Raw genomic sequence first — 11,604 nt, forward strand, 5'->3', positions numbered from 1 at the left:
GTCAGGCGTTGATCCGCTGGCCGGTCCCGGCATCGAAGAGATGCACCAGCCCCATATCCGGCGCGATGCCGAGCGTGTCGCCCGGCCCGGCGGTGATGCGCTCGCGGAAGGCGCAGGTGATGGGCGTCTCGCCGAGCCGCAGGATCACCTGCGTCTCCGACCCCGTCGGCTCCACGAGCTGCACCTTGGCCGGCAGCCCGTTCGGGTCCAGCCGGAAATGCTCGGGCCGGATGCCGTAGACGCCGGCCTTGCCATTCGCCGCCGCCGGCAGCGGCAGCACGCCGCCACCCTCGGCCTCGAACCCGCCATTCGCCGGGCGGCCCTTCAGCAGGTTCATGGCCGGGCTGCCGATGAAGCCCGCGACGAAGAGGTTGGCCGGGCGGTCATAGAGCTCGAGCGGCGGGCCGGCCTGCTCGACATGGCCGCCGTTCATGACGACGATCTTGTCGGCCATGGTCATGGCCTCGATCTGGTCGTGGGTGACGTAGACGGTGGTCACCTTCAGGCGCTGGTGCAGCTCCTTGATCTCGGCCCGCATCTGCACGCGCAGCTTGGCGTCGAGGTTGGACAGCGGCTCGTCGAAGAGGAAGACCTGCGGGTGGCGGACGATGGCGCGGCCCATGGCGACGCGCTGGCGCTGCCCGCCCGAGAGCTGGCGGGGGAAGCGGTCGAGATAGGGCTCGAGCCCGAGGATGCCGGCGGCGCGCCGCACCTCGGCCTCCATCGCCTCCTTCGGCGCCTTGGCCAGCTTCATGGAGAAGGCCATGTTCTGCCGCACCGTCATGTGCGGGTAGAGCGCGTAGTTCTGGAACACCATGGCGATGTCCCGGTCCTTCGGCGGTACGGTGTTCACCACGCGCCCGCCGATCGATATCTCGCCGGAGGTGATGTTCTCGAGGCCCGCCAGCATGCGCAGCAGCGTGGACTTGCCGCAGCCGGACGGCCCGACCAGCACCACGAACTCGCCATCGGCGATGTCCACGCTGACGCCGTGCAGCACCTCGACCGGCCCGAAGGCCTTGCGGACGTTCCTGATCGTTACCGACGCCATGTGGTCTCCCCCGGTCGGGCGGCCGCTCCCGGCCGTCCGTTGCCTTCTTGCACGCTCCGTCGCCGGTCTCAGAGACGGGAGACGGCGGTTTCCTTGGAGGTGATGAACTCCAGCAGCACGGGGATGCCCTGCTGCGTCTTCTCGATCCCCCGCCGGATCGCCGGCACGATCTCCGACGGGTCGGTGACGCGCTCGCCATGGCCGCCGAAGGCGCGCGCCATGGCGGCGTAGTCGCCGGAGATGTCGGTGCTGCGGTACTTCTCCGTGCTGACCGGCATGACCTTCAGCTCGATCGCCATGGAGAAATTGTTCAGCAGCACGGACATGATGGGGATGCGCTCGCGCACCGCCGTCTCGAAGTCCATGCCGGTGAAGCCGATGGCGGCATCGCCCCAGACATTGATGCAGAGCTTCTCCGGCGCCGCGAGCTTGGCGCCCATCGCCAACCCCAGACCGTAGCCGAGCTGGGTCGTCTTCCCCCAGCCCAGGTAGGAGAGCGGCGTGGTGGATTTCCAGAAGGGGGAGATCTGGTCGCGCGGGCTGCCGGCATCATGCGTGATGATGACGTTGTCCTTGTCCACCGTGTGCTGCAGGTCCCAGAGCACGCGATAGGGGTTCAGCGGCGCGTCCTTGCTGGTCAGCTTCGGCATCCACTCGGCGAGCCAGGGCTCCTTGACCGACTGGATCTCGGCGGCGACCGGCGCCGGGTCGCGCGGGCTGCCGACCAGCGGCTGCAGCTCGGCCAGCAGGGCATCCATGGTCAGCCCGGCATCGCCGACCAGGCCGATATCCACCCGCACATCCTTGTTCAGGTGCATCGGGTCGAGCGTGGAGTGGATGTATTTCGGACCTTTCGGCATCTTCGCGCCGAAATTGGTCTCGGTGAAGGAGCAGCCGATGCCGATGATGACGTCCGCCTTGTCGAGGAAGACGCGCATGTGCCGCCCCATGGCGACGCCCGCGGCGCCGAGGCTCAGCGGATGCTCCTCGTTGAAGGCCGACTTGCCGCCGAGGCTGGTGCAGACCGGCGCGGCCAGCAGCGCCGAGAGCTGCGCGAGCTGCCCCCAGGCGCGGGCCCAGTGCACGCCGGTGCCGGCATAGATCACCGGCCGCTTCGCATTGGCCAGCAGTGCCGCGGCGCGCTTCACCTCCGCCGGGTCGGGGCCGTAGCGCGTGGCCAGGACGGGCGCATAATCGATCTCGCCGACCTCCTCGTTCCAGAGATCGGTCGGCACCTCCACCAGCACTGGCCCGCCGCGGCCGTTGCGCAGCCGGGTGAAGGCGCGGCGCATGACGTTGGAGATCTCCTTCGCCACCACGATCGGCTCGGCCGACTTCACCACGTGGCGCATGGCCTCGGAGGAGTTGAAGTTCGGGTCGATATGGGCGAGGCGCTGCGGATAGCCCTGCGGCACCACCAGCACCGGCACGCTCTCGCCATAGGCCTGGGCGACGCCGCCATAGGCGTTCTCGCTGCCCGGCCCGTGCTGCATGCAGAAGGCGCCGATCTTGCGGCCGCTGGTCACGCGGCTGATGGCATCCGCCATGTGCAGGCCGATGCGCTCCTGCCGCACCATGATGGGGCGGATGTCCTTCGCCGCGGCGAATTCGATCAGGTGGTTGACGGGATAGCCGCAGAGGATCTCCACGCCTTCGCGCTTCATGATCTCGGCAATGGCTTCGCCCAGCTTCATGGACCTGATCCTCCCGCCTCGGGCTTGCCGCCCGGCGCTTGTGTGCGGACCGGATCAGGCCGCGGGGCCATGCGGCCCTGCGGCGACCCGGTCCTGCGGCCGGTGATCCGGTCCGCTCCGTTTCCGTCGCAAGCCTAGCCCTGGCTCCGCCGGACACGCAACCGGGGGGCGGCCGCTGCCGCGCCCTCCGGCAGATGCGTCCGGCGCTGCTCGCGGCCTGGGCAGGACGCTGCGCGGCAGGCCAGGCGATGCGCCCGGCGCGGCTTCCCGCCGCGCCGGATCGCCGCATACTCCCGGGCTTCCGACGCTTGGGGGAGAGACCGATGCCCGAGACCACCGAGGCCGAGTTCGACGCGCTGGTTGCGCGCGCCGGGCTGCCGCTGACGCCGGCGCAAAAGACCGGGATCTACGCCGTCTGGGGCGGCATCGAGGCCTGGCAGAAGGCGGTGCGCAGCCCGGCCCTGGCGCCCGAGGCCGAGCCCTCCGTCACCTTCTCGGCGGAGGCCGGCCGATGATCCCGAGCATCGCCGAGGCCGCCCGGGCCATCGCCGCCAGGCAACTCTCGCCGGTCGAGCTGGCCGAGGCCTGCCTGTCCCGCGTCGAGAAACTCGACGGCACGCTGCACGCCTTCATCCGGCTGGATGCCGCCGGCGCCCGCGCCCAGGCCAGGGCCTCCGAGGCGCGCGTGATGAAGGGCGAGGCGCGCGGCCCGCTCGAGGGCATCCCCTTCGCGCACAAGGACATCTACTGCACCGCCGGCATCCCGACGACCGGCCATTCCCGCGTCATGCAGGACCATGTGCCGGCGGAGGACGCGACCACCGTCCGCAAGCTGGCCGCGGCCGGCATCACCATGCTGGGCAAGCTGGCGACGCATGAATTCGCCTTCGGCGGCCCGAGCTTCGACCTGCCCTGGCCGCCCGCGCGCAACCCCTGGAACCCCGACCACTTCACCGCCGGCTCCTCCTCCGGCACCGGCGCGGCGGTCGCCTCCGGCATGATCCTGGGCGGCACCGGGTCGGATACCGGCGGCTCCATCCGCGGGCCCGCGGCGCTCTGCGGCATCGCTGGCATCAAGCCGACCTATGGCCTCTGCTCCCGCGCGGGCGTCCTGCCGCTGGCGCAATCCCTCGACCATACCGGCCCCATGGCCTGGACGGTGGAGGACTGCGCCCTGCTGCTGCAGGCCATGGCCGGCCACGACCCGGCCGACCCGGCCAGCGCCGACCGTCCCGTGCCCGATTTCACGGCGGACCTCGGCCAGGGCGTGAAGGGCCTGCGGATCGGCGTCGTGCGGCACTTCCACGAGCAGGACAACCCGGTGAGCCCCGCGACCCTCGCGGGCATCGACGGCGCCGCCGACTTCTTCCGCCGCGAGGGCGCCGAGGTCCGCGACGTCACCCTGCCGCCGCTCGCCGACTACAATGCCTACGGCTGGCTCATCCTGCTCTCCGAGGCCTGGTCGGTGCACGAGGAGACGATGCGCCGCGACCCCGGCCTCTATGGCGAGCTGATGCGCGACCGCCTGGCGCTGGGCGGGCTGCTCTCGGCCGGCGACTACCTGGCGGCGCAGAAGAAGCGGCGCCTGCTGATCGCCGCGACCGAGGCGGCGACGACCGATGTCGACATCCTGCTCACCGCCGCCCAGCCGGGCGAGGCGGCGCGGATCGACGCCGTGCCGAAATGGGGCTTCCTCGAGAAGCCGAACTTCACCATTCCCTTCAACGTCACGGGCTGGCCAGGGCTCACGCTCTGCACCGGCTTCGGCGCGGGCGGGTTGCCGGTGGCGATGCAACTCGTCGGCAAGCCCTTCAGCGAGCCGACGCTCTTCCGCGCCGGCCATGCCTATGAGACGGCGCATGGCTGGCGGGCGAAGCGCCCGGCGATGGTCGGGTAGCCGCGGACGGAACGGCCCGCGCCGCCATGGCGGCCGGGCGCCGGTTGGCGCGGCGGCATCGCGGGCGCCGGCGCGCCCGTGTAGTCTGCGGCCGCGTGAGGGAGACCCGGGCGCCGCATGGCCGCACCGCAGGACGGGGGAGAGTGGGAGGCCTGGATGGTCCTGGTGCAGGGCGGCGATGCCCGCGCCTATGACCGGCTGCTGCGCGCCATCCTGCCCTTCCTGCGCGGCGTGGTCCGCCGCCGCATCGCCGACCCGGCGGAGGCCGAGGACGCCGTCCAGGACGCGCTGCTGACCCTGCACCAGCTCCGCGCCGCCTATGAGCCCGGCCGGCCGCTGCGCCCCTGGCTGGCCGCCATCGCGGAGCGGCGCGCCATCGACCGGCTGCGCCGGCATGGCCGGCGCCAGGGCCGCGAGACCCCGATCGAGGATTTCGGCGAAACCCTGGCCGCACCCGCGGCGAATGAAGGGGAGGCGCGGGTCGCCTCGGCCGAGCTGCGCGCCGCGGTGGCGGAGCTGCCGCCGGCGCAGCGGACGGCGCTGGGTCTCGCCAAGCTGCAGGACCTGCCGCTCGCCGAGGCCAGCGCGCGGTCCGGCATGTCGGTGGGCGCGCTGAAGGTGGCGACGCATCGGGCGGTGAAGGCGCTGCGCAGGCGCCTCGGGGCGGAGGAGTAGGTGGAGAGCGAGGCGCTGATCGACCGGCTGGCGGGGGAGCTCCGCCCGGTGCGCCGCATGCCGCCGCCCGGGCTGCAGGCCATGCTGTGGCTCGCCCTGGCGGTGCTGGTGAATGCGGTCGCGGTCGCGGCCTCCGGCCTCCGGCACGACATCGCGGAGCGGATGGCGCTGGCGCAGGATGTCTCGCAGTTCCTCGCCTCCATCGCCACCGGCGTCGCCGCGGCGCTCGCGGCCGCCATGCTGGCGCGGCCGGACCGCTCTCCCGCCTGGGCGCTGCTGCCGCTCGGGCCGCTCCTGCTCTGGCTCGGCGGGCTCGGCTGGGGCTGCTTCGCCGATCTGGCGCGCATGGGCCCCGGCGCCTGGGCGATGGGCACGAGCTGGGCATGCCTGCGATACATCCTCCTCATCGGCACGCCGCTCGCCGCCGCCATGCTGCTGCTGCTGCGCCATGCCGGGCCGGTGCGGCCGCTGCCGGTGCTGCTGCTCGGCGGGCTGGCCTCGGCGGCGCTCTGCTCGGCCGGGCTGTCGCTGATCCATCACCTCGACGCCATGCTGATGGTGCTGGTCTGGCACGGCGGCGCGGTCGCGGTGGTCGTGGTGCTGGGCTGGGCGCTCGGCGGGCGGCTGCTGATGCGGCCGCCGCGGGCCTGAGCGGAGCGCCCGGATCGAGGCCCGGGCAGACTTCCCGGCGCATGGCCCGGGCTGCATCCTCGGGCCGGGTCGCGACGCCCGGTGCATGCCGGCCATCGGACCGGGCCCGCCGCGGGGGGCCATGCCGGCAAGGACAGGCCGACAAGGATAGACCGGCGGACAGCATGCCTTCGCATGGAGGCGAGGCCAAAACGCGCAAGTGACCGAAGCTGTGCGACCCGACACATTCCTGCGTCGATTGTATTGAGTATCTTCAATGGCGCGAGGCGCCGGCGAGCCTCGTCGTGCCCCTGCGGACAAGAATGATCCGCCCCATGCAGGCGGATCGGCCGCGAGCCAGTCGAGGTCGACCATGGAGGAGTTTCTGCCTGCCCAGCACCCGGTCGGGGGCTTTCCCCCCAGGGGAGATGCGGCATCGGCGCGCCGGAACGGCCTTGCGGCCATCAGGCACTGGCTGCGGCACCTGGCCACCACCCTCCGTTCGGGCGCGATGCGGATGATGCCGAGGCCGGACCGCTTCGAGGTGGTGATCGCGGGCGGGCGGTCCTGCAGCATCCGGCGCAATCCCGGCGACGCCTTCGGCCTGCTCCTGCGCGGCGCCCCGGCGCGGGCGCTGGCCGGGACGCGTGGCCTGCTCACCGCAACCGATCTCCTGGTCTGGCAGAACGGCACCGTCTTCCATGATGACGTGGAGCGGGCGACCGGCCTGCGCGGCCTGCACCTGGTCCTGCGGAACGCGGATGTGGGGGTGAGCCTCGATGCCCTCGATCCGGGCATGGGCCCGCCCTGGCTCCTTCCGGCCGGCGAGGCGACGCGGCGCGAGGCCGTCACGGCCTGGCTCAGGGCCAATCCGCGTCTTGCGGCGCTCTACCCCGAGGGGTTCGGGATCGACTGGTACGAGCCATGGCCCGGCATCGATGCCGAAGGCCTCCACGCCGGGGAGCGCCGGCCGGCCGCCTGACGGAGAGAATCGCGCCGGTGCGGCGCCGGCCTGCGCGCCCGGGTCCGTGACCTCCCGGGTGCCGCGGGCGACCGGGCATCGCCGGCGCGGCACTATCGCCCCACCAGCCACGATCCCGGGGCGCCTTGCGCGCTCGCCGCGCCGCCCCACTCCCATCGCAGCCTGCAAGCCGCAGGGCTGGACCGGCTTGCACCGCGGCGGGATCCTGCTGCCCGGCACGCCCAGGGCCATGATCGCCGCGCCGCCGCCAGCCGCACCGGCCCGGGCCCGCGGCGCACCGAGGCGCTGTTCACCGGCGCCGTCGCCTCGCCTCTCCCACGGCGCCTCGACGTCGAGGAGGTCCGGCAGGGGACGCCCGCGGACACCTGACGCCACAGGCGGCAGGGGCGGCGGTGGCGTCAGCGCCCGGCCGCTGCTCCCGCGGCGCGATAGAAGATCATGATGCCGAAATCGTCGATATAGGGATCGAAGCTCAGGATCGTCGCCGCCTCCTCCACCTCCAGCCCCAGCGCCTCCGCGGCGCGGCGGAACTGGCCTTCCCGGAGGTCGGCGATGGCGACCACGCGGCCCGGCGCCGCGGCGAGGAAGCGGGCGGCCGCCGGCCCGTCCTCCAGCCCCTGGACCGCGCCGCCGAAGGCGAAGGGGAGGGAGGCGCGGTCGAAGCCGAGCACGCCGAACTGCCCGGGCCGCAGGTCCGGCGCGACGCGCCAGGCCGTGCCGGCGATGCGGTCGGCGATGCGGGCGACCGGCAGGTGCGACAGCGTCCCCTGCAGCACCGCGGCATAGAGCGGCGCGGCGAGCAGCGTCCCGAGCAGCGCCGCCCTGGCCCAGGCCCGCGCCCGGCCATGCGCCAGCAGGCGCCAGACGAGGAGGGTGGCGGCGAGGATCGCCAGCACGCCATAGGGCAGCTCGCGGATGTCGAGCCCGGCAACCTCGAAGGTCTTGAACGCGATGGCGCCGGCGGCGGCGGCGAGCAATTGGCCGGCGATCACGAGGAGGACGACCGGCGGCCGGTGCCCGCCCATGGCCCAGCGCGCCGCCAGCAGCATCAGGGCGGGGAAGAGCGGCAGGACGGCGCCGATCCCCCAGGGCATGAGCTCGAAGGCCAGCCAGGCGGGCCCGGCCCAGGCCAGCAGGAACCGCACCGCCGGCTGCTGCCGCTCGCGCCAGGCCGCCGGCAGGGCGAGGAGGAGGATCCAGCCGGCCGGGAAGGCGGTGGCGGCGAGGAGCAGCAGATGCCGCCCGGGCTGCGGCTCGCCCGCCGCCAGGCCGGGCCAGGGCGTCGGGAGGTCGCCGCCCGCGGCCCGCCAGGCCAGGACGAGCCCTGCCAGCAGCAGCGGCGCCTGCAGGGGCCGGAGCGCGCGGAGCCAGGGCGCGCGGCGGTCGGCCGCGGCCAGGGTCAGCCCGGCCAGCAGCGGCGGCAGGAGCGCCACCGGCCCCGCCAGCAGCAGGCCGGCCGCGACGGCCAGCCAGAAGCCCGCGGCCTGCCCGGCGGTGACACGGGCCGGCCCGACATAGGCCGCGGCGAAGAGCCCCATGGCGGCGGTGGCGGCGGCCAGTCCGGCGGCCTCCGCCGTCGCCAGATGCGCCATCGCCACCAGCATCGCGCAGCCCGCGAGCATGCCGGCGCCGAGGAAGGCGGCGCTGCGTCCCACCAGCGCCCGGCCCCAGTGCCAGGTCGCCAGCACGGCGAGCACGGCGCCGAGCAGCGACACCAGGCGATAGGCCGGGATGCCGTGGCGATGCGCCAGGTGCAGCGCCTCCAGCGCGCGGACCGCCGCGGCCTGCAGCCAATGGATGCCGATGGGCCCGGCATCGCCCGGCGGGATGCCGAGGAGGCTGCCGCCCTCGAGCATCGCGCGGGTCGCGACCGCGATGTCCGTCTCGCCGAGGTCGAGCGGCTGGATGGAGAAGAAGCCGGGCAGGAAGAGCGCGAGGCAGATCGCCACCAGCCAGGCCTGCGGGCAGGGCGCCTGCGGCAGGGCGTCCAGGGCGCGCCAGAGGGAGGCGAGGCCGGACTGCCATGCAGTCGCGGCACGGGTGACGCCGCCCATGCGGCGGGCGAGGGCGGCGACCCGCAGCGCGAGGAGGCGCGTCCTCCCGGGCGACGCCCCGCCGCGCTGCATGCGCGCCGGTCCAAGGGATGAGGGCTTGGCGGACACCTGGTACTCTCCGGCTGCTGGCTGCGCGTCGCGAGGGCCGGATGCGACATCCGCCCGGTTGCCGAGGCAGGCACGCCATGGCGGCGCGCCGGCGGCGCGCGTTACGGCGGCAGGATGCGAAGGCGTTCCATAGGTGCCGTGTGGACGGGACCCGGACGCAGGTCGAGTGAACACTGCGTCAGGGCAGGTGCGGCCGGGCGGCCGCCCGTCACGCCGCCGTCATCACCACCTTGTCGAGGCCGAGCGCGGCGCGCTGCCGCGCGAGCATGGCGCGTGCCGCATCGCCCAGGTCCTCCTCCGGCCCGGCGACGCCGGCGACCGCCGCCATGGCCCGCTCGCGCTCGGCCTGGGTCGGCAGCAGGAGTGGCAGCGTCTCCACCGCGCGCGCCGGCTGCAGGTTGGCGATCAGCGTCTGGGCATGGATGATCGCCTGCCGCTCGGCCGCGGTCAGCAGGCTGAAGGGCTCGGTCCTGGTCAGCAGCGCGTTGGAGCGGGTGAGGCGCGTCCGGCGGACGCCGCCGCGGGCCCGGGCCAGCAGGACCATCATGCGGATCACCGCCTCGGCATAGCCGCCCTTGGCCGCGTCATCCATGGCCTTGCGCGCCGCCTCGGCCTCGGTCTCGGCGCTGGCGGCGACGGTCTCGACGCTCGGCTCCTCCGCATGCACGCCGAGGGCGGCGAGGCCGCCATAGACCGCGTGGAAGGTGAACTCGGACCAGGCATCCGCCATCTCCCGCCAGGTCTCGAAGCCCTTCTCGATCGCCTCGGCGCCGGCGCGCTCGAGCGCGAGGAAGGCATTGTCCGCGGCGACCGGCGCGCGCCGCGGCCGCACCATCCCGGCGCCGGCGGCGAAGAGCCGCATCCAGGGGTTGGCGTCGCTGAAGGCGGCGCGGCGGACCCGCAGCGGATGCAGCCGCCGCCGTGCCTCCGCCACGCTCTCGGTCGTCGTCATGCGGATGAGCGGCCGCAGCATCATGTCGTAGTGGACGTCGTTCATCTCCGAGACGCGCGCGACGGCCGGGAAGGCCTCGTTCGAGGCCTCGCCCGCGAGGGCGCGGATATCGGCGACCTTCCGCTCCACGAGCTCGACATGCCAGCGGCCATCCGGGCCTTCCTCCGGCTGCTTGGTGATCGTCATCTCGTAGAGGCCGGGGGCGACCGCCTCGATCACCTCCAGCGTGCCGGCGATCTCGTTGTGCTCCTTCTTGGCGACCGCGCCGGAGACGAAGATGCCCAAGTGCCCGACATTGCCGTGCATGAGGTAGACGATGGTCTGGCCGAGCGACTTGATCTCCTGCTCGTCGCCATAGATGTCGGCGATCCAGCGGAGCGCCTGGCCGGGCGGGGTGATGTTGTCGCCGGCCGAGGCGAAGACGATGATGGGCGAGCGCACCGCCCGCATGTCGAACATGCCGCCCGCGCCCTTGCGCAGCCCGCCCTTGGCGAAGCGGTCGCCGATGAAGAGGTTCTCGACGATCCAGCGGATCTCCTCGGCGTTCATCAGGTAGTAGCCGCCCCACCAGCGCTCGAACTCCAGGAAGCGCGGCGTCTCGGTGTCAATATTGGCGTAGAGGTTGTAGTACTTGCTGAACCAGGTATTGCCCGGCGAAAGGCTCTCGAAGTTCAGCACCAGGTTGGCACCGTCGAACCGGCCGTTGCCGAGATCGGCCAGCATCGCCGCCGGCCAGGCGCCGCCGGCGAGGCCGCCGGTATAGCGCATCGGGTTGCGGCCCTTCTGGCCGGCCCAGTAGGAGAGGGGGGCGCCGTTCAGCACGATCGGCCCGACCCGGTCCGGATGCGCGGCGCCCAGCATCATCACCGCCCAGCCGCCCTGGCAGTTGCCGGCGACGACCGGCTTCGGCGCCTCCGGATGCAGCTCCCGCACCCGCTGCAGGAAGGCGCCCTCGGCCGCCATCACGTCCAGGATGGTCTGGCCCGGCTCCGGGTCGCGGTAGAAGATGACGAAGTAGACGGGGTGGCCGCGGCGGAGCGCGACGCCCACCTGGCTGTCCGACTTGAAGCCGCCGATGCCGGCGCCGTGGCCGGCGCGCGGATCGACGATGACGAAGGGGCGGAGCTTCGGGTCCGGCGCCTCCGTGCCCTCGGGCGGCAGGATGCGGACCAGCGCGTAGTTCACCGGGCGCGGCAGCGTCCGGCCGTCCACCACCGTCTCGTAGCCGAAGACCAGCACGGGGGGGCAGCCGGCCTTCTCGTGCTCGACGAAGGCATTGCCGGCCTGGCGCATGGCGTCCCAGAACAGGAAGCTCCGCTGCGCCGTGTCCAGCATGTAGGCGGCCGCGTCGCGCGCCAGGGCCTGCGGGTCCTTCGCCGGCAGGACGGGCGGCTTCGGCGCCGGCAGGTTCACGTGGAAGGCCCTGGCCTGCGCGGTCGCGATCTCCGTCAGGTCGCGCGTCAGCCCGGCGAAGCGCGCGGTGACCTCCGCCGCCTTGGCCAGCAGTTCCGTGGCCGGGTTGTGAGCCGTGCCGTTCATCAGTCCTATCTCCGGTTCTGGC

9 protein-coding genes are annotated in these 11,604 nt (G+C 73.3%); 5 read left to right on the forward strand and 4 right to left on the reverse strand.

Annotation, left to right across the window (positions count from 1 at the left end):
- Position 1: 1 nt before the first annotated feature.
- Both Q7A36_RS04715 and Q7A36_RS04720 read right to left on the reverse strand, forming a co-directional pair.
- Entirely contained in the window at positions 2-1,051 is a 1,050-nt protein-coding gene (locus Q7A36_RS04715) for an ABC transporter ATP-binding protein (RefSeq protein WP_305102507.1), read from the reverse strand.
- Positions 1,052-1,119: 68 nt separating this feature from the next.
- Positions 1,120-2,745, reverse strand: a complete 1,626-nt coding sequence (locus Q7A36_RS04720; RefSeq protein ID WP_305102508.1) for a thiamine pyrophosphate-requiring protein — start codon at positions 2,743-2,745, stop codon at positions 1,120-1,122.
- 323 nt (positions 2,746-3,068) lie between these two features.
- On the opposite strand from Q7A36_RS04720, the gene Q7A36_RS04725 reads away from it, so the two are divergent.
- From Q7A36_RS04725 to Q7A36_RS04745, 5 genes are all read left to right on the forward strand, one after another.
- On the forward strand, positions 3,069-3,260 hold the full coding sequence (locus Q7A36_RS04725) for a hypothetical protein (protein WP_305102509.1): 192 nt from the start codon (positions 3,069-3,071) through the stop codon (positions 3,258-3,260).
- Positions 3,257-4,642: an amidase gene (locus Q7A36_RS04730; protein ID WP_305102510.1), complete on the forward strand. Its 1,386-nt coding sequence runs from the start codon at positions 3,257-3,259 to the stop codon at positions 4,640-4,642. The genes Q7A36_RS04725 and Q7A36_RS04730 overlap by 4 nt, the downstream gene beginning before the upstream one ends.
- Positions 4,643-4,759: 117 nt before the next feature.
- The gene (locus Q7A36_RS04735) at positions 4,760-5,317 is read left to right on the forward strand and encodes a sigma-70 family RNA polymerase sigma factor (RefSeq protein WP_305102511.1); all 558 of its coding nucleotides are present in this window, start codon (positions 4,760-4,762) and stop codon (positions 5,315-5,317) included.
- Positions 5,318-5,968: an NrsF family protein gene (locus Q7A36_RS04740; RefSeq protein WP_305102512.1), complete on the forward strand. Its 651-nt coding sequence runs from the start codon at positions 5,318-5,320 to the stop codon at positions 5,966-5,968.
- Positions 5,969-6,467: 499 nt separating this feature from the next.
- Positions 6,468-6,929: a hypothetical protein gene (locus Q7A36_RS04745; protein ID WP_305102513.1), complete on the forward strand. Its 462-nt coding sequence runs from the start codon at positions 6,468-6,470 to the stop codon at positions 6,927-6,929.
- Positions 6,930-7,327: 398 nt separating this feature from the next.
- On the opposite strand, the gene Q7A36_RS04750 is transcribed toward Q7A36_RS04745, so the two are convergent.
- Positions 7,328-9,091, reverse strand: coding sequence for a glycosyltransferase family 39 protein (locus Q7A36_RS04750; RefSeq protein WP_305102514.1), 1,764 nt, complete (start codon positions 9,089-9,091; stop codon positions 7,328-7,330).
- A 208-nt stretch (positions 9,092-9,299) separates the two neighbouring features.
- Positions 9,300-11,582: a DUF3141 domain-containing protein gene (locus tag Q7A36_RS04755; protein WP_305102515.1), complete on the reverse strand. Its 2,283-nt coding sequence runs from the start codon at positions 11,580-11,582 to the stop codon at positions 9,300-9,302.
- Between the last annotated feature and the right edge of the window lie 22 nt (positions 11,583-11,604).

The sequence above is a fragment of the Paracraurococcus lichenis genome (genome assembly GCF_030657435.1).
Lineage (GTDB): Bacteria > Pseudomonadota > Alphaproteobacteria > Acetobacterales > Acetobacteraceae > Paracraurococcus > Paracraurococcus lichenis.

What these genes read in the sequence shown, in the direction of transcription:
- Q7A36_RS04735 (WP_305102511.1), top strand. Translation starts at nt 4,760, where the DNA reads ATGGCCGCACCGCAGGACGGGGGAGAGTGGGAGGCCTGGATGGTCCTG.
- Q7A36_RS04720 (WP_305102508.1), bottom strand. Translation starts at nt 2,745, where the DNA reads ATGAAGCTGGGCGAAGCCATTGCCGAGATCATGAAGCGCGAAGGCGTG.
- Q7A36_RS04755 (WP_305102515.1), bottom strand. Translation starts at nt 11,582, where the DNA reads ATGAACGGCACGGCTCACAACCCGGCCACGGAACTGCTGGCCAAGGCG.
- Q7A36_RS04745 (WP_305102513.1), top strand. Translation starts at nt 6,468, where the DNA reads ATGCCGAGGCCGGACCGCTTCGAGGTGGTGATCGCGGGCGGGCGGTCC.
- Q7A36_RS04725 (WP_305102509.1), top strand. Translation starts at nt 3,069, where the DNA reads ATGCCCGAGACCACCGAGGCCGAGTTCGACGCGCTGGTTGCGCGCGCC.
- Q7A36_RS04730 (WP_305102510.1), top strand. Translation starts at nt 3,257, where the DNA reads ATGATCCCGAGCATCGCCGAGGCCGCCCGGGCCATCGCCGCCAGGCAA.
- Q7A36_RS04715 (WP_305102507.1), bottom strand. Translation starts at nt 1,051, where the DNA reads ATGGCGTCGGTAACGATCAGGAACGTCCGCAAGGCCTTCGGGCCGGTC.